16 protein-coding genes and 1 CRISPR repeat array are annotated in these 19,615 nt (G+C 70.4%); of the genes, 8 read left to right on the top strand and 8 right to left on the bottom strand.

Features of this window, described 5'->3' with window-relative positions; all coding sequences use genetic code 11:
• Positions 1-276: 276 nt before the first annotated feature.
• Positions 277-609, bottom strand: a complete 333-nt coding sequence (locus PUR26_RS14010) for a hypothetical protein (protein ID WP_329872602.1) — start codon at positions 607-609, stop codon at positions 277-279.
• A 285-nt stretch (positions 610-894) separates the two neighbouring features.
• Complete coding sequence (locus PUR26_RS14005) at positions 895-1,245, bottom strand: helix-turn-helix domain-containing protein (protein WP_329872600.1); 351 nt, start codon at positions 1,243-1,245, stop codon at positions 895-897.
• Between the two features lie 348 nt (positions 1,246-1,593).
• Here PUR26_RS14005 and PUR26_RS14000 point away from each other — a divergent pair, with 348 nt between their 5' ends.
• Positions 1,594-1,953, top strand: a complete 360-nt coding sequence (locus tag PUR26_RS14000) for a hypothetical protein (protein ID WP_329872599.1) — start codon at positions 1,594-1,596, stop codon at positions 1,951-1,953.
• Positions 1,954-2,073: 120 nt separating this feature from the next.
• On the opposite strand, the gene PUR26_RS13995 is transcribed toward PUR26_RS14000, so the two are convergent.
• The 6 genes from PUR26_RS13995 to PUR26_RS13970 form a co-directional block, all read right to left on the bottom strand.
• Positions 2,074-2,382 carry an SCO5918 family protein gene (locus tag PUR26_RS13995; RefSeq protein WP_329872597.1) on the bottom strand — a complete coding sequence of 103 codons (309 nt, stop codon included), beginning with the start codon at positions 2,380-2,382 and terminating at the stop codon, positions 2,074-2,076.
• Positions 2,383-2,510: 128 nt separating this feature from the next.
• Positions 2,511-2,924, bottom strand: a complete 414-nt coding sequence (locus tag PUR26_RS13990; RefSeq protein WP_329872595.1) for a CBS domain-containing protein — start codon at positions 2,922-2,924, stop codon at positions 2,511-2,513.
• Between the two features lie 157 nt (positions 2,925-3,081).
• Positions 3,082-4,587 carry a DEAD/DEAH box helicase gene (locus PUR26_RS13985; RefSeq protein WP_329872593.1) on the bottom strand — a complete coding sequence of 502 codons (1,506 nt, stop codon included), beginning with the start codon at positions 4,585-4,587 and terminating at the stop codon, positions 3,082-3,084.
• Between the two features lie 394 nt (positions 4,588-4,981).
• Positions 4,982-5,185, bottom strand: coding sequence for a cold-shock protein (locus PUR26_RS13980; protein WP_014047008.1), 204 nt, complete (start codon positions 5,183-5,185; stop codon positions 4,982-4,984).
• Between the two features lie 556 nt (positions 5,186-5,741).
• Positions 5,742-6,074, bottom strand: coding sequence for a hypothetical protein (locus PUR26_RS13975; protein WP_329872587.1), 333 nt, complete (start codon positions 6,072-6,074; stop codon positions 5,742-5,744).
• A 226-nt stretch (positions 6,075-6,300) separates the two neighbouring features.
• Complete coding sequence (locus PUR26_RS13970) at positions 6,301-7,419, bottom strand: NADH:flavin oxidoreductase (protein ID WP_329872586.1); 1,119 nt, start codon at positions 7,417-7,419, stop codon at positions 6,301-6,303.
• A 1,940-nt stretch (positions 7,420-9,359) separates the two neighbouring features.
• On the opposite strand from PUR26_RS13970, the gene casA reads away from it, so the two are divergent.
• The 7 genes from casA to cas2e are packed head-to-tail and all read left to right on the top strand — an operon-like array spanning position 9,360 to position 18,741.
• Positions 9,360-14,027 (top strand): type I-E CRISPR-associated protein Cse1/CasA, encoded by a 4,668-nt coding sequence (gene casA / locus PUR26_RS13965; protein WP_329872584.1) that lies wholly within the window; start codon positions 9,360-9,362, stop codon positions 14,025-14,027.
• Positions 14,024-14,722, top strand: a complete 699-nt coding sequence (gene casB / locus PUR26_RS13960) for a type I-E CRISPR-associated protein Cse2/CasB (RefSeq protein WP_329872582.1) — start codon at positions 14,024-14,026, stop codon at positions 14,720-14,722. The genes casA and casB overlap by 4 nt, the downstream gene beginning before the upstream one ends.
• On the top strand, positions 14,719-15,948 hold the full coding sequence (cas7e, locus tag PUR26_RS13955) for a type I-E CRISPR-associated protein Cas7/Cse4/CasC (protein WP_329872581.1): 1,230 nt from the start codon (positions 14,719-14,721) through the stop codon (positions 15,946-15,948). Before casB ends, cas7e begins: the two co-directional genes overlap by 4 nt.
• Positions 15,945-16,685: a type I-E CRISPR-associated protein Cas5/CasD gene (gene cas5e / locus PUR26_RS13950; RefSeq protein ID WP_329872580.1), complete on the top strand. Its 741-nt coding sequence runs from the start codon at positions 15,945-15,947 to the stop codon at positions 16,683-16,685. Before cas7e ends, cas5e begins: the two co-directional genes overlap by 4 nt.
• Before the next feature lie 2 nt (positions 16,686-16,687).
• A complete protein-coding gene (gene cas6e / locus PUR26_RS13945) occupies positions 16,688-17,392 on the top strand; it encodes a type I-E CRISPR-associated protein Cas6/Cse3/CasE (protein ID WP_329872579.1) in 705 nt (234 codons plus the stop codon).
• 3 nt (positions 17,393-17,395) lie between these two features.
• The gene (gene cas1e / locus PUR26_RS13940; RefSeq protein ID WP_329872577.1) at positions 17,396-18,376 is read left to right on the top strand and encodes a type I-E CRISPR-associated endonuclease Cas1e; all 981 of its coding nucleotides are present in this window, start codon (positions 17,396-17,398) and stop codon (positions 18,374-18,376) included.
• Positions 18,373-18,741, top strand: coding sequence for a type I-E CRISPR-associated endoribonuclease Cas2e (cas2e, locus tag PUR26_RS13935; RefSeq protein WP_329872575.1), 369 nt, complete (start codon positions 18,373-18,375; stop codon positions 18,739-18,741). Before cas1e ends, cas2e begins: the two co-directional genes overlap by 4 nt.
• A 331-nt stretch (positions 18,742-19,072) precedes the next feature.
• Positions 19,073-19,534: a CRISPR direct-repeat array (repeat unit 29 nt; unit sequence CCGCTCCCCGCGCATGCGGGGATGACCCC).
• Positions 19,535-19,615 lie beyond the last annotated feature (81 nt).

Here is a 19,615-nt window from a genome sequence, read left to right as displayed (position 1 = left end):
TAAGGTGATCTTACCATCGGTACGTCGGGTAATTGTCAAGAACAGTAAGCCAGTTGCACCGTGGACATCCAAAGTTCACATGGGGTGAGGGTCCGTCAGCCCGGCCCGGCGGGGTCTTCCCGTGGCGGGCAAGGGATGGAGGATGTGAGGTGATCCACTCCTCGGAGGCACCGGGCACCTCGGAGGCACCGGAGACACCGGACGCCTCGAAGACGCCGGAGGCACCGGCCGGCCGGTGGGCGGTCCGGAGACGGTCGGGGTCGCGGCCGTGGCGGGTCAGAGGACGGTCACGAGGACCCATGTGGTGACCGTGGGGACCAGTACCGTCGCGGAGCTGATCGACCAGTAGCTCCGCCCGGGCAGCCCGGTCCTCCGGCGCATCAGCGCGTTGAGCGTCAGCCACAGGGCCGCCGTGCCCACGAGCAACGGCACCAGGATGATCAGCCAGGGCAGCATCCCGTCGTTCTCCGTGGGCTCCCGCTCGGACAGGCCCATCGAGGCGAGCGGGAAGTTGAGCACGAACAGCAGGAGCATCCAGAGCGGGATGATCGCGAGGATGCCCAGCAGGAGGTTCACACCGGTGGACATCGCCCACTTCCAGCCGCTCATCCTCTGCCTTCCCTGCCGGTGACGTCGAGGCTCGCACTGTACTCAGAGCGGTGCGCGCCCGGCCGTCGGCGGGGGAGGGCGGGGGGTGCGGAACCGGGCGGCGGCCGCACAGCCCTGTGCCCACCGGCCCTGTGCCTCCGGCGGGTGCCGTGTGTCCACCGGGCCTGTGTCCCCGACGGGTGCCCTGTGCCCACCGGCCCTGTGTCCCCGACGGGTGCCGTGTGTCCACCGGCCCGCGGCCGGGTCCGTGGGCCGGCGGCCGGCACGACCTGGGGGGCGACGGGCTCAGTCGGACCCGTTCTCCGCCTGCTCGGCGGCCGCGCGCCGGTACTCGGCGTTGATGCGCTGGGCCTCCTCCAGCTGGTCCTCGAGGATGACGATGCGGCAGGCGGCCTCGACCGGCGTGCCCTGGTCGACGAGCTCCCGCGCCCGGGCGGCGATCCGCAGCTGGTAGCGGGAGTAGCGCCGGTGGCCGCCCTCGGAGCGCAGCGGGGTGATCAGGCGGGCCTCCCCGATCGCGCGGAGGAAGCCGGGCGTGGTGCCGAGCATCTCGGCGGCCCGGCCCATCGTGTAGGCGGGGTAGTCGTCGTCGTCCAGGTGACCGCCGAGCGGGCCTGTCGGGTTCTCTGCTGTCATCTGCACCTCTGTCAGGACACGTGAGGGAATCGGAATCCTGGGAAACAAGTCGAGGGGCCCCGGCGCCGTACGGCACCAGGGCCCCAAGGAATTACACCACCTGCCGGCTCGGATACCGCGACGGCCTCCTGTGTCGGCGAATCCGTCCGAACGGGGACGAGAAGTGCGGGATCGCGGATTCGGGACGGGTTCCTCTCCCGTACCCCGGTCCGGTATCCGCTGCCTGTGCCTCGGTCCCGTATCCCTCGCCCGCACCCCGGGCGGACATGCCGTACGACGGGAACGGGAGACTCCGGTGTCCGGTTTGTGGAGGGCGCGGGGCGGGACAGATGAATAGACTCGGTTTCCATGTCGAAACCTGACGAGCTGCTCGTGGGCGTCGCCGCCCTGGTGGAGTCCGGGCAGAGCAATCAGATGTCCCTGACCGTGGTCGTCGGCGGGGCCGTCATCACCGGCCGGCTGGCTCCCGAAGCGGTATGGCGGCAGCGCGTGGCGGAGGTCCTGACCGACTCGGCCCGCCTGAGCGACTTCTCCGGAATCTTCCGTACGGACGCCCGCAGGGACGGGCCCCCCGAACACCTGCACTTCCATGTCGCCCGGATCCTTCAGGGCACGGTGGGAATCCCGGAGACGGGCGGCATGTACCGCGTCGCGATCGAGGACGTCAGCGCCTGGACCATCGGCGACTTCAGCTACTCCGACCACTGACCCGCCACCACCGACCCGCCACCGACGACCCGCCACCGCCACGGAACGGGGCGGCACGCACCGAGGGCCCGACCGGCACATGCCGGTCGGGCCCTCGGTGCGTGCGGCGGAGCCGGCCCGTCAGATCGACGCGGCGGTGCCGAGCATGGAGGAGGCCCGCTCCAACGGGGTCATGACGGGCGCGGGCGCGGCCTGGGCGGGCCCGCGACAGGTGAAGCCGAGCTGGGTCATGGCCCGGACCACCTCACCGGCGCTGAAGTCGCGGCGGTCCTGGCGCGTGACGACTTCGCCGACCTGCTTGACGGGGTAGTGACGGCGCCCGATGACGACGTAGTCACCGGTGACCGGCTCGGGCTTGACGCCCTTCATCGATTCCAGCACTCCGCTCTTGGTCAGGTCGAACGGGAAGCGGGCGATGACGCAGCGCATGAGACCTCACAGGGAGAAGGAGGGAAGGTACGGGAGGGAGGGCGGGTGCTCCGGAGCGGGACCGCGGCCGAAGCCCGGCGGGTGGTCCGGCGGGTGGTCCGGCAGGTGGTTCAGCGGGAGCAGGTGGTTCAGCGGGAGAGGGCGAGGACGCCCAGGGCGCGGCCGTGTTCGTCGACCACGGGCAGGGCCCCGAGCCGCCGGTGACGCAGCAGGTGCTGGGCCTCCGTCATCGGGGTGTGGGGCGGGAGGAAGGGCCCACCGGGGCCCGATCCGGCGGCGACGTCCCGCAGGCGGATCCGGTCCGTGTACGCGGGACTGTCGCGCACGGTGCGGAGCCCGGCCAGGGTGACCAGGCCGGTGCACCGGCCGTCGCCGTCGCGGACCAGCAGGTGCCCGGCGCGGGCACCCGCCATGACGGACAGGGCCACTTCGACGGTCATGTCGTCCCAGACCTGGGGCCCGGCCGAGTCCATGGCGTCGAGGACCGTTCGGGCCGTGGGGGCGGCGTCCACCGGGACGGACTGCGTGTGGACCAGAGTCAAAAGAGCCTCCTGCGTGAGAAGTGGCGTCGTCCTGATCGAGGGGCCGGGCGCTCCCGAGAGGGGGTGTCCCGCCGATCGTGCCGGGCCAGCGACGTCCGGCACCGCGCCTCGCCGCTCACTGCTCCGGCCTGATCGACAAGACGCCCCCCTTGGTCCCTCAGGCCGCAGCGCCGAAGGCGGACTGCGGACGGCCGGTACGGCGTCCCTGCCCACCGCGGCCGCGGCGGGGCCGGGAGGAGCCGCCGCGCCGGGGGCGCTCGGCCGCCGGGGCCGTGATGACGACCGGCACGCCGGACGGCGCCTGCGCACCCGTGATCCGGTTCAGCTCCGGCTCGCCCGAGCGCACCTGGGTGATCTGCGGGGTGATCCGGGCGGCGGCCATCAGACGGGCCATGGAGCGGCGCTGGTTCGGGGTGACCAGCGTGACCACGCTGCCGGACTCGCCGGCCCGGGCGGTGCGGCCGCCGCGGTGCAGGTAGTCCTTGTGGTCGGTGGGCGGATCGACGTTGACGACGAGGTCGAGGTTGTCGATGTGGATGCCGCGGGCCGCGACGTTGGTGGCCACCAGCACCGTCACATGGCCGGTCCTGAACTGCGTGAGCGTGCGGGTGCGCTGCGGCTGCGACTTCCCGCCGTGCAGGGCCGCCGCCCGTACCCCGTTGTCGAGCAGGCTGCGGGTGAGGCGGTCCACCGCGTGCTTGGTGTCCAGGAACATGATCACGCGGCCGTCGCGGGCGGCGATCTCCGTCGTGGCGGCCTCCTTGTCATGGCCCTGGACGTGCAGCACATGGTGCTCCATCGTCGTGACGGCGCCGGCCGAGGGGTCCACCGAGTGCACGACCGGGTCGCTCAGGTAGCGGCGTACCAGCAGGTCGACGTTGCGGTCCAGGGTGGCCGAGAACAGCATCCGCTGGCCGCCGGGACGCACCTGGTCGAGCAGGGCGGTGACCTGGGGCATGAAGCCCATGTCGGCCATCTGGTCGGCCTCGTCCAGGACGGTGATCCCGACCTCGTCCAGCCGGCAGTCGCCGCGCTCGATCAGGTCGGCCAGCCGGCCCGGGGTCGCCACGACGACCTCCGTCCCGCCGCGCAGCGCCCCGGCCTGCCGGCCGATCGGCATCCCGCCCACCACCGTGGCCAGGCGCAGCCTGACCGAGCGGGCGTAGGGGGTGAGGGCGTCGGTGACCTGCTGGGCCAGTTCACGCGTCGGCACGAGGATCAGCGCGAGCGGCTGCCTCGGCTGGGCGCGCCGGCCCGCCGTACGGGCCAGCAGCGCCAGGCCGAAGGCCAGCGTCTTCCCGGATCCCGTACGGCCGCGGCCCAGTACGTCCCGGCCGGCCAGCGTGTTCGGCAGCGTCGCGCCCTGGATCGGGAAGGGCGCGGACACGCCCTGGGCGGTGAGGGTGGCCAGCAGCTGCTCGGGCATGTCGAGGTCGGCGAACCCCTCGACCGGGGGCAGCGCGGGGGTCAGCGTGACGGGCAGGGCGAACTCGCCCTGGACGGCGCCGGGCCGCCGGCCCTGACCGCCCGAGCGGTTCGTCCTGGCGGGGCGGCCGGGTGCGCCCGACCGGGTGGTGGCAGTGCCGCCGAAGCCGCCGGCCCGGCCGGAGCCGCCGGGCGTACGGGTGCGGGAAGAGCGGTCGTTCGTGCGTGTGCGGTTCATACGGAACCTTCCTCGATGCGGCACGTATCAAGGAATTACCGCGGCGAATGAGCAGCGCGGAGAATCGCGAGAACGAGCCGAAATGAAAGCAGAAACGGAATCGACCTGCGGAGCATCAGCGGGTTCGACCACTGGAATGCGCCGGGTCGTCCGGGCGCCGGATCGGTGATTCCTGAGTCGCGGTCCTGAAGTGCGGAAGCGTCGAAACCCATACGGAATTCTGACCCGAGGACGGGTGTGGCGCCCGCCGGGCGAGGGGCCTCGGATCCGGACGCCTTCCTGCCGTGGCCGTGATCGCCGGACGGCAGGTGGGGAGGAGGGCTGAGCCCTCAAAAGCAACGAGCCGGGGTCCGCACCCCAAGGTGCGGGCCCCAGCTCGTCCTACGCGTCAATATCAGGCGGGAACGATGTTCTCGGCCGTCGGGCCCTTCTGGCCCTGCGCGATGTCGAAGTTCACCTTCTGGCCTTCCTGCAGCTCGCGGAAGCCCTGGGCGGCGATGTTCGAGTAGTGGGCGAACACGTCAGCGCCGCCACCGTCCTGCTCGATGAAGCCGAAACCCTTTTCCGCGTTGAACCACTTCACGGTGCCAGATGCCATGTCAAATCTCCTTCGGGGCAGTGCCCGGAGCCCGCACTGTGCGGACTCCGCGTCGCCGCGATGATTGCCCCTACCGGAAAAACGACCGGAAATACAAGAGAACTCCCGAGGCCGGTGAAGGCCGTCGAGGTACTTGGAGTTTTTGGGAACCACAACTGCAACTGGTGTCGACAGTAGCACGGCTGGATCGGCCGTGCGGGGTGCGAAATTCCACTCGGCCTGTCGAGTGAGAAATTCTCACCGGGCGTCGCGTCGAATTCTCATTCAGCGGGGTCAGATATTGGTCCGCTCCGGGGGAAGGGTTTCCGTGACGTGCGGGGCGGATGCCCGGGGCCGATGCCGGGACGCGCGGGGATCCGGGAGGGCCCGGGGGGCGGGACGCGCGGGGATCGGGTGGGGCCGGTGGGGCCGGTGGGGCCGGTGGGGCCGGGACGCGGGTACGGGGTGGGGCCCGGCGGGTCGTGGGAGGGGAGAGGGCCCGTGAGGGGCGCGGGGGTGAACCCATGGGGGGCGGGTGCGTTCGCGCGTGCCCGCCCCGCACGTCAGCCGGCCGGGGTCAGAGGACCCACTCGACTCGTTCCACCGTGTCGTTGTGCTCCTTCGGCTCTTCCAGCTTCTCGCCGGCCGGGAGGATGCGCGTACCGCTCCTGCTGATCAGCTTCGCGTCCGTGTCGGTGAGGTTGACCCAGGACGACACGTTCCTGGCCATGCTGCCGCCGCCCGGGAGGGGCAGCCGGCTGAGGTCGACGTTGTGGCCGGCACCGATGCCGTACGCCTCGCCGCCGCAGTTGTAGTGCCGCCACAGACCCAGGGTCTGCGGCGGACAGGGGGCGCCCTCAGGGGGGCTGATCACGACGACACCGTTGGGCAGCCCGCTGGTGGTGCTCATGGCTTGCTCCGTTCGCTCGTTCCGGCCGGCCTTCGCGGCCGGGCGCGGCATCAAGGAACCACGCGCGTGTGCCGGCGTATGCCTCTGGCACATGCAGGAACGTTTCTGCTCTGTCCATGACCACCCGTGCGGCGCAGCGGGAAGGCGCGGCCGGCACCCGCCACGACCGACGCCGCGAGGCGCCGACCGTGGCCGGATGCCACGCGCGCGTCGGAAGCGTGCCGGATCAGCGCAGGGTGGACAGCATCCCCGCGTCGAACGGCGTGATGTCCCCGGTGCGCCCGCCCAGGGTCTTCTCCGCCCACTCGGGGTCGGCGATCAGCGCGCGGCCGACGGCGACCATGTCGAACTCGTCGCGCTCCAGCCGGTCCAGCAGCTGGTCGATACCGGTGACCTGGGAGCCGTTGCCCTGGAAGGCGTTGAAGAAGTCACCGTCCAGGCCGACCGATCCGACGGTGACCGTGGGCAGGCCGCTGATCTTCTTCACCCAGCCGCCGAGGTTGAGGTCGGAGTCGTCGAACTCCGGCAGCCAGTAGCGGCGGGTGGAGGCGTGGAAGACGTCCACGCCGGCCGCGGCCAGCGGCGTGAGCAGGGACTCCAGCTCCTCGGGAGTCTCGGCGAGCTTCGCCTCGTAGGCGTCCATCTTCCACTGGGACATACGGAAGAAGATGGGGAAGGCGTCGGACACGGCCGCGCGGCAGGCGGCCACGATCTCGGCGGCGAACCGGGTCCGGGCGACGATGTCGCCGCCGTAGGCGTCGGTACGCCGGTTGCTGCCGGCCCACAGGAACTGGTCGATGAGGTAGCCGTGCGCCCCGTGGAGTTCGATGCCGTCGAAGCCGATGCGCTCGGCGGCGGCCGCCGCGTCGGCGAACGCGGCGATGACGTCGTCCAGGTCCTGCTGCGTCATGGCGCGTCCCTTGGGCTCACCCGCCAGGGAGACGCCCGAGGGGCCGACGGGCTCCGCGTCCGCCACCGGCCCGGCCCCCTCGGTGCGGGTGACGCCCACGTGCCACAGCTGCGGGATGATCGCGCCGCCCGCCCGGTGCACGGAGTCCGCGACACCGGCCCAGCCCGCGAGGGCGTCCTCGCCGTGGAACCGCGGAACCCGGTCGCTGGTGCCCGCGGAGGGGTGGTCGACGTAGGTGCCCTCGGTGATGATCAGCCCCACACCCCCGGCGGCCCGCCGGGTGTAGTAGTCCGCCACGTCCTGCCCGGGAACACCGCCCGGGGAGAACTGCCGGGTCATGGGCGCCATGGCGATCCGGTTGCGCGAGGTGAGCCCGCGGACGGAGAACGGGCGGGCGAGGGTGTCGGCTGCGCGGCTGGAATTCACGTCTTTCATGTCCTGTCCATAACTCGGGTGTGTTCACCGGCCCCAACATCCGGAGGCACCCTCGGGATACCCGAAGGGGAGGGATGTGGCCAAGGTCTCCCCGAGCCCACGCCGATCTGGCCGGATCCCACCGGTGCGTCCCCCGGAGCCCCGGGTCACTGCCGAGTGGGACGACCTGGTCCACGGTGAGGCGCATGACCCGCCTCGGTCGTCCGCCGATCCAGGCGTCGCGCTCTCCCGCATCCACCCGGGCAACGCTCCGTTCGCCCGCCGCCGACCCGACGCACCGGTCGATGCCCTGGGCCAAGAGCACGGCCGCCTCCGAGGGGAGCCGGCGCGGGAACGTGAACCGCCGCGACGAGCCGATCCGTTCGCCACCTGGCGGAACCGTTCCGTGCTCAGCTCGTCCAGCGGTGTGCCGTGCCGTGCCGTGCCGTGCCGTGCCGTGCCGTGCCGTGCCGTGCCGTGCCGCCGGGGCCGGGATCGCGGCGATCCTCTCCGCCGAGAGGCCGGACCAGCGGATGCCGGAAGGCCGGCGGGGTCCGGGCAGACGATGCTCTCGCCGGGGGTGACGCACAGGCCGATCAGCCGGTCGTGGACCTCGGCGACGAGGGGTTCCTGCCGCCAAAAGTGCAGCCCACAGGCGGCTCCGAGGACACCGAACGCTGTGCCCACCCCGGACTCGTTCCCCGCGCTGCGGCATCGGGCAGGAGTGCCTGGCACCGGATGAGGCCCTGACGGTTCGCGCCGACGGCACGGCGTCTCCGAAGTGATTCACGCGATGATCAAGATGCTGGCTCCGACCAGGGCCTTCACTAAGAGGGGTGAAGCGAAGCGAACTCGCGCTCGGAGCGGGAGACATGCCAGCCCGCCGCTGACGCAGCTTGTCGAGCAAGGACACATCAAGGCGCTTCGCCTCACCCTTTGCTGCCGGCGATCGTCCACACCGCCAACCCGTCGGACGGCGTCTGAACCCAGGCGACGCCTCTCGCACTCGAGTCCCGGCCGGGTACCGCACTCGTGACGAACCTCGGCGAGGCGGACGGCGTCGATATTGACCCGCGCTGGCGGCGAGGAAACCGGCCGGTCATCGGCTCTGCACCCATCCCACGCTGTATGTGACGAGGTCCGAGGCCGTCACCGTGACCCCGTACACAACGCTGGCCACGATGGTGGGACTCAGTCGGCGGGCGATGTGCCGGAGCTTCCGCAGCGAGGCTCCGATATTGGTTTTCATTCGGAGAAGCCGGGCGAGCACCGCGCGGATGCCGCGAGGTGGGCAGGGCGGAGGGGCGGGGGCGTCCTGCATGACCGTCAGCTCCATTGTTTCTGATGATCCATCAATCGCATGGGATTCATTCCATTGCGACTGCCGTCTTGTTGTGCGGACAATCTAGAGGTGGCTCCAGGAAGCTTGCGACTGCAACACGCAGGTTGTTCGTGGTGTCTTCGTAAGAGAGGTGCCAAGTTCGGTGTCATTCACTCGACCGACGGGCGGGGGCGAGATGGCGAGCGGAGTTGCTCCAGGTGTTCGGAGCGATGCCGGAGGCGTCTTGAGTGTGCCTATCCCCGCAGGTGCGAGGAGCATTGTCCGCAAGAGAGGCGCCAAGGGGTCATCCAGCAGGTGCCGGATCGGAGAGCGCTCTTGTGGTCCCGTCCCGAGGTCCTCCTGGGGACGGGATGCCCCGTTGCTGCCGGGGAGCAGATCCATGTCACTGTACTGTGTTCGCTTTTCCTTCACGCACCAGCCGTCGGTGAATGGTGAAGTCCGGAGAGGCCTTTTCTGGCTTGTGTTCCATATATTTTCGACTTCCACTTATCCTTTCGATTTTTCTTGATCGGACCGGTGTTTGATCGATATTCTGACTATTATTGTCACCTTCGGTCAAAATTGATCATTTTGTTTAACGGTGTCATAGCTGTGCCCGCCTCCTTGTTGAATGACCGCCGTGCGAGATGACCAGGTTGAGGCGGTGGGACTCGGTGATCTGCTGACCGGCGCTGCAAGGACCGTATGGGCCAAACACGACCCCGACTTCGGGAAGTGGCTGCCGCTGTGGAGGCATCTGGCGGACAGTGCCGCCGTCGCCGGGCTCCTCTGGGATCGATGGCTGCCGCGCGGCGTGAAGACGCTCGTGGCAGAGGCGCTGCCAGATGGGGAGGAAGACGGGCGGCGGCTCTGCGTATGGCTCTCCGGGACACACGACATCGGGAAATGCACCCCTGCCTTCGCCTGCCAGGTGGACGAACTCGCGGACGTCATGCGCGGCGCCGGCCTCGGTATGCGTACCCGCAGGCAGTTCGGCGACGACCGCAGGGCAGCGCCGCACGGGCTGGCCGGCCACGTTCTGCTGCAGGAGTGGCTGGAGGACAGGCACGGCTGGTCCCGCCGGTCATCCGCGCAGTTCGCGATCGTGGCAGGCGGCCACCACGGCGTGCCGCCCGACCACGCCCAGATCCATCACGTCGATGCCCATCCCGAGCTGCTGCGGACCCCGGGCCCGGCCGAGGCCGTCTGGCGGCGGGTGCAGAACGAGGTTCTGGACGCCTGCGCCCAGGTCTTCGGCGTCGAAGAGCGGCTGGCTCTCTGGCAGAAGGTGAAACTGCCGCAGCCGGTTCAGGTGCTTCTGACGGCCGTGGTGATCGTCGCGGATTGGATCGCCAGCAACCCGGATCTCTTCCCGTACATGCCGGAAGACGTGCCCCGCAATGAGAGCGAACGGGTGGCGGCCGCGTGGAAGGGGCTGAGGCTGCCCCCTCCCTGGGAGCCTGCCGAACCGGGCGATCCGGCAGAGGAACTGTTCTCCAAGCGATTCGCCCTTCCGCCCGGTGCCCGCGTCAGGCCGGTGCAGGAGCGAGCCGTCGCCATGGCCCGCACCATGCCGAGACCGGGGATGCTCGTTATCGAGGCGCCGATGGGGGAGGGGAAGACCGAGGCGGCACTGGCCGTCGCGGAGGTCTTCGCCGCCCGCTCCGGTGCCGGCGGCTGCTACATCGCCCTGCCCACGATGGCGACCGGTAACGCCATGTTCCCCCGGCTGCTGGCGTGGCTCGACCGGCTCCCGCCCACCGGATCCGGCTCGACCGGTGAGCGCTCGGTGTTCCTGGCCCACGCCAAGGCAGCGCTCCAGGACGACTATGCCGGCCTTCTGCGGGACGGCCACCGCACGATCGCCGCGGTCGACGCCTACGACAACGAGCACGTGCCTCCCGGGATCCGCCGGGAGAACCGGACGGCTCCGGCCGACCTGGTGGCGCATCAGTGGCTTCGGGGACGCAAGAAGGGACTCCTCGCCTCGTTCGCCGTCGGAACGATCGACCAGCTTCTGATGACCGGCCTCAAGAGCCGCCATCTTGCGCTGCGGCACCTCGCGATGGCGGGCAAGGTCGTCGTCATCGACGAGGTGCACGCCTACGACGCCTACATGAACGCGTACCTGGACCGCGTGCTGTCGTGGCTCGGCGCCTACCGCGTCCCGGTAGTCGTGCTCTCGGCGACCCTCCCGGCCTCCCGCAGACGCGAGCTGGTCGAGGCGTACGACGGCACGGACGCGGAGGCAGTCGCCGAAGCCACCGGGTACCCGTTGCTGACGGCCGTGTGCCCCGGCACAGCGCCTGTGGTCGAGACGCCCCCCGCGTCAGGGCGGCGCACCGATGTGGTGCTGGAGCCGCTGGCGGACGACGACGCGACCCTCTCCGACCTGCTGGCCCGCGAGCTGGCCGACGGCGGTTGTGCGCTGGTGGTCCGCAACACGGTCGACCGCGTGACGGACACGGCCGCCGCGCTCAGGGAGAGGTTCGGAGCCGACCACGTCACCGTCGCCCACGCCAGGTATGTCGACATCGACCGAGCCCGCAAGGACGCCTCGCTGCTCGACCGCTTCGGGCCGCCGGAACGTGACGGCACCTCCCCGAGACGGCCTGAGCAGGCACACATCGTGGTGGCCAGCCAAGTGGCCGAGCAATCGCTCGACGTGGACTTCGACCTCCTGGTGACCGACCTGTGCCCGGCCGACCTGCTGCTGCAACGCATGGGCCGGCTGCACCGGCACCCGCGCGGCGAGGAACAGCGCCTGCGCCCGCCCGGTCTGCGGCGGCCACGCTGCTTCGTGACCGGCGTCGACTGGCGGGCGCGGCCCGCACCGGAACCGGTCGGCGGCTCGTGCACGGTCTACGGCGCCCACTCCCTCCTGCGCTCGCTGGCGGTTCTCGCTCCGCACCTCGGCGCGCCCGGCACTCGCGGGCGTCCGGTGCGGTTGCCGGAGGACATCAGCCCGCTCGTCCAGCGCGCCTACGGTGAGGACGACCCGTCGCCGGACCACTGGGCGGGAAAGGCCGTCGCGGCCCGTGCCGAGTACGAGCGCAAGCGTGCCGTGCAACAACGGAACGCGGAGGTCTTCCGGCTGGAGCAGGCACGGGCGGACGGGCGTCCCCTGATCGGCTGGATCGACGCCGGAGTGGGCGACGCGGACGACAGCCGGGCCGGCCGCGCCCAGGTCCGCGACAGCCGGGAGAGCCTGGAGGTGCTGGTGGTGACCCGGCGGGCCGACGGCACGCTGTGCACGCTGCCCTGGCTGGACCGCGGACGAGGTGGACTGGACCTGCCGACCGACACCGTTCCGTCCCCCCGCGCCGCCCGTGCCGCCGCCGCGAGCGGTCTGCGGCTCCCGTACCACTTCGCCTTTCCGGGGGAACTGGAGCGTGCTCTCGCGGACCTGGAGCAGTTGTACGTACCGGCCTGGCAGAGCAAGGAGAGCCACTGGCTCGCCGGGGAGCTCATCCTCCCCCTCGACGAGGACGGCCGGACCTCGCTGGCGGGATGGGACCTCGCATACGACCCCGACGAGGGGCTGCTGCTGTCCCGTCACGGACCGGCGCGGAGGAAGAAGGCGCGAATGGTGAAGAGGCCGACGTTCGACCTGGTCAACCGGCCCTGGCTGCCCGTTCGGTTCAGGGACGGCAGAGAGGGCGAGTTGTCCCTGCTGGAGGTGTTCGACCAGGCCCGGGACATCCGTCGGATCGTCGGCGACCTGCCGACACAGGACTTCGCGCTGCTGCGGCTTCTGCTGGCGATCCTGCACGATGCCCTCGGCGGCCCGGAGGCCCGGGCCCCGGCGCCGACGGACATCGACGCCTGGGAGGAACTGTGGCTGGCGGAAGCTCCTTTCTCCCCCGTCGCCGACTATTTCCTCCGTCACCGTGAGAGTTTCGACCTGCTGCACCCGGAGCGTCCGTTTTTCCAGGTCGCGGGGTTGCGCACGGCGAAGGACGAAGTCTTCTCGCTCAACCGCCTCGTCGCCGACGTGCCCAATGGGGATCCCTTCTTCAGCATGCGGATGCCGGGGGCGGACCGGCTCGGTTTCGCGGAGGCAGCGCGCTGGCTGGTGCATGCCCAGGCCTTCGACCCCTCGGGCATCAAGTCCGGTGCTGTCGGCGACCCCCGTGTGAAGGCGGGCAAGGGGTATCCACAGGGAGTCGGCTGGGCGGGCAACCTGGGCGGAGTGCTGGCCGAAGGGGACACCCTCCACGAGACGTTGCTGCTGAACCTCATGGCGGCCGACACCGCTCATGTGCGCTTCGCGACCGTCGACCGGCCGGCGTGGAGGGCACCGGACTGCGGGCCGGCCGAGGCGGCTGACCTGGCGGGGCGGCCGTACGGACTGCGGGACCTGTACACCTGGCAGTCCCGGCGCATCCGGCTGCACCACGACGCCGAGGGTGTGCACGGCGTGGTCCTCGCCTATGGGGACCGGCTCGAACCGCACAACAAGCAGGGCTATGAGCCCATGACGGCCTGGCGCCGCAGTCCCGCCCAGGAGAAGAAGAGGGGTGAGCCCCAGGTCTACCTGCCCCAGGAGCACGACCCGGCGCACATGGCGTGGCGCGGTCTTCGGGGCTTGATCACGGGCCGGGAGCAGGTACCCGAGCAGCGGCACGGCGCCGCCGCCCGCCTGCGGCCGCGCATCGTCGAATGGGTGGCGCGGCTGTCCACGGAGGGATACCTGCCCCGTCGGCACCTGATCCGGATCCGGGCGATCGGGGCACGGTACGGCACCCAGCAGTCGGTGATCGACGAGGTGGTGGACGACGGGGTGCTGATGTCCGTGGTGCTGTTGCACCGGGAGGACCCCCAGTACGGGGAGACGGCCTTGGACGCTCTGAGCGACGCGGAGAAGGCCGTTCTGCTCCTCGGTGATCTGGCCGCCGATCTCGCCGAGGCGTCCGGCGCCCCGCCCGAACCGAGGAAGAGCGCGGCGCTGGACCTCGGCTTCGGCACGCTGGACACCCCGTACCGCCGCTGGCTTCGCGATCTGGGCTCGTCCCCCGACCCGTACGAACAGCGGGACCGGTGGAAGCGGGAGCTGCGTGGCCTCGTGCTCACCATGGGCACAAGGCTGCTGGACGAGGCCGGATCCGTCGTCTGGGAAGGGCGCCTGGTGGATGCCGGAGGCCGACGCCGCTGGATGAGCGGCGCCACGGCCGAACTGCGTTTCCGCTCCAGGCTCGGCCGGCTCCTGACCACCGCCTTCGACGGTCCCGTGCCGCTGCCGAGCACACCTGTGGACGACTCCTCCCTCCCGCCCCTCCCCTCGATCCCAGAGGAGTTCCCGGCATGACCGCACACTCACCCGATCCGCCCAACCCCCGCCGGCCACCCCTCGGCCCGGTCGGTGCCGCGGTCCACCAGCACATCAACCGGTTGCAGCGCGGATACCTCGACGACCGCGCGGACGCCGTTGCCGCGTTGGCCCGGCTGCGGCGCGGCGTGGGCCGGCCGGCCGGGGAGACCCCCGACCTGTGGGGCCTGACCGGCACCGAACCGCTGTACGAGCGTTACGAACGAGGCGAGTTCACCGAGGAGGCGATGAACCGGGCCGAGGCGGCGACGCACATCGCCGTCACCCTCTGGTCGCTCCATCAGCAGTCTCACCGCACGAAGCGCATGCACCGCAGACCAGGACCGGAGCTCGGCACCGCCGTGCGTCGGACGTACGCGGCGGAGATCGATGAACCGACGCACAAACGGTTCGTGCGCATCGGAGCGGCCGCCACCCCGGTGGAACTCGCCGTGCGTCTGCGCGCCCTCGTTCTCCTGCTGCGCAGGGAGGAGATCCCGCTCGACTACGGACTGCTCGCCGACCAGCTCCACGCCTGGCAGCAGACCGGCGGCCCACAGCGCGTACGCCGTTCCTGGGGCAGGTCCTACCTGGTCGTTTCCCGAGAGGTCGTCGGGAACGGTTCCACACCGGCCCGAGCAGGCGCGCAGGACGACCACCCCGAAACCAGCTTCCCGGAGGACGACACCCCATGACCCGCACCATCATCGACGTGCACGTGCTGCAGACCGTGCCGCCGAGCAACCTCAACCGGGATGACACCGGTGCCCCGAAGACTGCCGTGTACGGCGGTGTACGCCGTGCCCGGGTGTCCAGCCAGGCGTGGAAGCGGGCGACCCGCAAGGCCTTCCGGGACCTTCTCGATCCGGCCGACCTGGGCGTGCGTACCCGAAGGGTGGCCGAGCTCCTCGCCGAGCGGATCACGGAGCGCGAGCCGTCATTGGCCGGTGGCGACGCCCTGGCGGCGGCGGCGGAGACCCTGCGCGTCGCGACCGGTTCGAAGATCGAGGTGCCCCGGCGGAAGGCCGAGAGCGCCAAGAAGAAGGGCGAGCCCGAACCGCCGCCGGAGTCGTCGTACCTCATGTTCCTCAGCGCCCGCCAGCTCGACGGTCTCGCCGGGATCGCGGTCGGGGGCGCCCACGACATCAAGGCGTACCTGAAGCCGAAAGAGACCAGGGACAGGGTTCGAGAGATCGCCGACACCCGGCACTCGGTCGATATCGCCCTCTTCGGTCGCATGGTCGCCGACTCCTCCGACCTGGGCGTCGACGCTGCCGCTCAGGTCGCGCACGCCATCGGCGTCCACCGGACGGAGACCGAATCCGACTACTACACGGCGGTGGACGACCACAACGAGAGGGACGAGGAGACCGGAGCCGGCATGATCGGCACGGTCGACTTCAACTCGGCGACCCTGTACCGGTACGCGGCCCTTGACGTGGACCGGCTGCGCGACAACCTGGGCCCCGCACTCAGTGACGAACAGCCGCAGGAGACGCCGGTGATCCGGGCCGTACGCGCCTTCCTGCACGGATTCGTGGCCTCCATGCCCACGGGCAAGATCAACTCCTTCGGGAACCACACCCTGCCCGAAGCCGTGGTCGTCACCCTCCGCTCCGCCCGGCCCATCAGCTTCGTCTCCGCCTTCGAGGAGCCCGTCATCACCCAGGAGGGCACCGGGGGCCATGTACGCGCCGCCTGTGCCCAGTTGTTGGCTCATGTCTCGGACATCGAGAAGACGTACGAGGTCACCGACGATCCCTGCTGGGTGATGCGGGTGGGCGTGGCCACCGAACCTCTGTCGGCACTCGGAGCCGACGTCACCCTCGGTGGACTGCTCGACGCGGTAAGCGAAGCGGTGACCGCGCGACTGGCGGCAAGGGCACCGGGAACGCCGAAAGAACCGGGCGCGGGGGCATGAGCGAGCACGCGAACGTCCTGACGCTGTGTCTCGCAGGTCCGCTCCAGTCGTGGGGGGCGTCATCGCGCTTCGCCCGGCGGACCACCGAACGCGCGCCGACCAAGAGCGGAGTGCTGGGCCTGCTCGCCGCCGCTCAGGGACGCGACCGGAGCGCCGACGTCTCCGATCTCGCGCAGCTGCGCTTCGCCGTCCGGCTGGACCAGCCGGGAACCCGCATGAGGGACTACCAGACGGCGACGCATGGCGACACACACAAGTCCATGCCGATCTCCGAACGCTTCTACCTGGCCGACGCGGTGTTCGTCGCCGCCGTCGAAGGGGACAGGAACCTGATCGACGCGCTCCACAAGGCAGTCAGGGCCCCGGTGTACCTGCCGTTCCTGGGGCGCCGCTCCTGCCCGCCGTCCCGTCCGCTCGCTCTTGGAGTCCACCGGTCCGGACTGTGGCGGGCGCTGGAGACCGAGCGCTGGCAGGCGTCCGCCTGGGTCCAGCGACGCCGCATCCGCGAACGTCGCGTCGAGCTGGAAGCCCTCGTCGACCTGACCGTCGGTGCGGAGCGGGCGGAGGGACCCGGTGATGTCGTACGCGACCAGCCGCTCAGCTTCGATCCCCGCCACCGGCGCTACGGCACGCGCACCGTCCGATCGCACACGGTCGTCGTCGCCCATCCGCTCGGTACGCACCGGAAGCCCTTCACGCCGCCCGCACATGATCCGATGTCCCTGCTGGAAGACTGAACATGTTCCTGACGCGATTCCGCTTCAACACCGCGCGCATGGGCGCGCGGCGGCTCCTCTCCTCGCCGCAGCGGCTGCACGCGGCGGTGATGGCGTCCTTCGCGGAGAAGGTCGAGCCCCTGGGCGGTGGTCCGAGGGTGCTGTGGCGGCTGGACCACCAGTCCAACAGCGAGGTGCTGCTGTACATCGTCAGCCCGCACCGCCCCGACCTCACCCATCTGGTGGAGCAGGCCGGATGGCCGACCACGGGTAGCTGGCTGACCTCCCCCTACGTCTCGTTCCTGGCCCGACTCGCCAAGGACGACACCTGGGCCTTCCGGCTCACCGCCAACCCCGTGCACAGTGTCCGTCGGCACGCCGCCGAGCCCACCAAGCGCACCGCGCACGTCACGCCGCGCCACCAGGTGGACTGGCTGCTCAAACGGCAGGCGGACGCCGGCTTCGCGATCATCGAACGCCCCGAACGCCGGCCTGACGGCCTCGACGCCCCGTGGCACGAGATCACCGTCCACAGTCGTCGGGACCTCTCCTTCGGCAAGCGGGAGGAGAGCAGCGGCCGCGGTCATGACGTACGGCTGACTCGTGTGACCTTCGACGGCCGGCTTCGGGTCACCGACCCCGATGCCCTGCGCCGCACCCTCACCGCAGGTCTCGGCAAGGCCAAGGCGTACGGCTGTGGGCTGATGACACTGGCTCCGGTGGAGTAGCCCATGGCCACTGTGGGAAGTCGGCCCGCGACCAGCCCCCGTCAGCTCACCCGTGTCGGTGATCGTCTGTCCTTCGTCTACCTCGAACGCTGTGTGGTGCACCGCGACTCCAACGCCCTCACGGCCGAGGACGCCGACGGAACCACTCACATCCCCTCGGCGACGATCGGAACGCTGCTCCTCGGTCCCGGCACGCGCGTCACCCACCAGGCCATGGCTCTGCTCGGTGACACCGGGGCAGTCGTGGTGTGGGTCGGTGAGAACGGCGTGCGCTTCTACGCCGGAGGACGTGCGCTCAACCGCTCCTCGGCCCTGGTCGAGGCCCAGGCACTGGCCTGGGCGAACCAGCGGACACGACTCGACGTCGCCCGGGCCATGTACCGCCTCCGTTTCCCCGATGAGGATCCGGCGGGGCTCACCCGAAGGCAGCTTCTGGGACAGGAGGGCGATCGCGTCAAACGCTGCTATGCGCATGAGGCATCACGGACCGGTGTGCCCTGGAGGGGACGGCGGTTCACCCCGGGCGACTTCGGCTCGGGTGACGCGATCAACCAGGCCGTCACGGCCGCCGCGCAGTGCATGTACGGTATCGCCCAGACCGTTGTCACCGCCTTGGGCTGCAGCCCCGGCCTGGGCTTCGTCCACTCGGGCCACGAGCTTTCCTTCGTCCTCGACATCGCCGACCTCTACAAGACGGACATCGGTATTCCGGTGGCCTTCGACGTGGCCGCCGAAGGCCCGGAGGACGTCGGACCCCGTACGAGGCGGGCACTGCGCGACCGCGTCAACAGCACAGGGCTGCTCGACCGGTGCGTCCGGGATATCCAGGCGCTTTTCCCGACGACGACCGACAGCCGGCCGGAGCCGTACGACGACCGGGTCACGCTCCTGTCCGACAAGGGCGCCCGGATGGCGGCGGGCCGCAACTACGCCGATGACACGGCCGTACAGGACGCACGGGCGCGGGACGGGGTGATCTGGTGACGGTCGTCGTTCTTGCCAACTGCCCGATCGGCCTGCGCGGCTTCCTCACCCGCTGGCTTCTGGAGATCTCCCCGGGCGTTTTCGTGGGTAATCCCTCGGCCAGGATCCGCGACGCCCTATGGGACGAGGTACGCCAGTACGCGGGCAATGGCCGCGCTCTGCTTGCTCATGCGACGGACACCGAGCAGGGCTATGCCTTCCGTACCCACGACCACGCCTGGCACCCGGTGGATCATGAGGGCCTCACCCTCATGCTCCGCCCCTCGCCCCGCCCCGCCCCGGATGCCGGCGTCCGAGGAACTTCCCCGACGTCCGGCTGGAGCAAGGCTTCCAAACGCCGCCGCTTCGGCAACCGCACAACCTGAAGCGGCACAGGCCGAACGGCGCGGGTGCAGGCGGCTTCATACGCGGTGATCGGAGCCCGTGGACCCTCATCAAGTCGTGTATGTGCCTGGGCCGGGTTGGGCTCGGTCCAGGCTCCGCGCGACCCGCTTAAACAACGCAACTGCAAGAACATCACCCCTGGAGCGACCAGTGCCTCGACACAAGGACCTCTCCCGTTCGATGTCGCCGGGAGCATGCTGCTTCACGGGCGGAGTACGGCAAGACATATGGGGATGTTCATGCGTTATGTCCGAACCTTGCATCCTTGCTGAAACTGGCTCGACCGGTAGATGAAACCGCAGCTCATCGAGTCCGCTCCCCGCGCATGCGGGGATGACCCCAGCGGCGGGCGGCATCCGAGACCTGATTGCCCCCGCTCCCCGCGCATGCGGGGATGACCCCCCCACGGACGCTTCGGGCTTAAGCATGTCGATCCGCTCCCCGCGCATGCGGGGATGACCCCCGGAGCGGGACACCGTCGTAGTAGGAGCCGATCCGCTCCCCGCGCATGCGGGGATGACCCCGGCAGAGGCGGCGGCCGAGACGGCAGAGGCGGCCGCTCCCCGCGCATGCGGGGATGACCCCGAGGCCGGCGTTCCCTGCGTGATCACGGACGTCCGCTCCCCGCGCATGCGGGGATGACCCCGCGACCTCCACGCGTTCGCCACCCGGCTCCAGCCGCTCCCCGCGCATGCGGGGATGACCCCCCGGCACCAGGAAGGACCGACATGCCGATCTCCGCTCCCCGCTCCCCGCGCATGCGGGGATTACCCCGTCCGCGAGCCGCTCAGGAACGCCCGCGTCCGCCCGTTCCCCGCTGGTGGCCGACTGCTCCTCTTGCATGCGGAGTGGGCC

This window comes from Streptomyces sp. SP18CS02, assembly GCF_036322365.1.
Lineage (GTDB): Bacteria > Actinomycetota > Actinomycetes > Streptomycetales > Streptomycetaceae > Streptomyces.
Note: the sequence above shows the minus strand (reverse complement) of the source record. Positions and strands in the feature narration are given on the sequence as shown.

Excerpts from the sequence above, each read along its gene's own strand:
- casB (WP_329872582.1), top strand. The coding sequence starts at position 14,024 with ATGACCGCACACTCACCCGATCCGCCCAACCCCCGCCGGCCACCCCTC.
- PUR26_RS14010 (WP_329872602.1), bottom strand. The coding sequence starts at position 609 with ATGAGCGGCTGGAAGTGGGCGATGTCCACCGGTGTGAACCTCCTGCTG.
- PUR26_RS13970 (WP_329872586.1), bottom strand. The coding sequence starts at position 7,419 with ATGAAAGACGTGAATTCCAGCCGCGCAGCCGACACCCTCGCCCGCCCG.
- PUR26_RS13980 (WP_014047008.1), bottom strand. The coding sequence starts at position 5,185 with ATGGCATCTGGCACCGTGAAGTGGTTCAACGCGGAAAAGGGTTTCGGC.
- PUR26_RS14005 (WP_329872600.1), bottom strand. The coding sequence starts at position 1,245 with ATGACAGCAGAGAACCCGACAGGCCCGCTCGGCGGTCACCTGGACGAC.
- PUR26_RS13985 (WP_329872593.1), bottom strand. The coding sequence starts at position 4,587 with ATGAACCGCACACGCACGAACGACCGCTCTTCCCGCACCCGTACGCCC.
- cas7e (WP_329872581.1), top strand. The coding sequence starts at position 14,719 with ATGACCCGCACCATCATCGACGTGCACGTGCTGCAGACCGTGCCGCCG.
- PUR26_RS14000 (WP_329872599.1), top strand. The coding sequence starts at position 1,594 with ATGTCGAAACCTGACGAGCTGCTCGTGGGCGTCGCCGCCCTGGTGGAG.
- PUR26_RS13975 (WP_329872587.1), bottom strand. The coding sequence starts at position 6,074 with ATGAGCACCACCAGCGGGCTGCCCAACGGTGTCGTCGTGATCAGCCCC.
- PUR26_RS13995 (WP_329872597.1), bottom strand. The coding sequence starts at position 2,382 with ATGCGCTGCGTCATCGCCCGCTTCCCGTTCGACCTGACCAAGAGCGGA.
- cas6e (WP_329872579.1), top strand. The coding sequence starts at position 16,688 with ATGTTCCTGACGCGATTCCGCTTCAACACCGCGCGCATGGGCGCGCGG.
- cas1e (WP_329872577.1), top strand. The coding sequence starts at position 17,396 with ATGGCCACTGTGGGAAGTCGGCCCGCGACCAGCCCCCGTCAGCTCACC.
- cas5e (WP_329872580.1), top strand. The coding sequence starts at position 15,945 with ATGAGCGAGCACGCGAACGTCCTGACGCTGTGTCTCGCAGGTCCGCTC.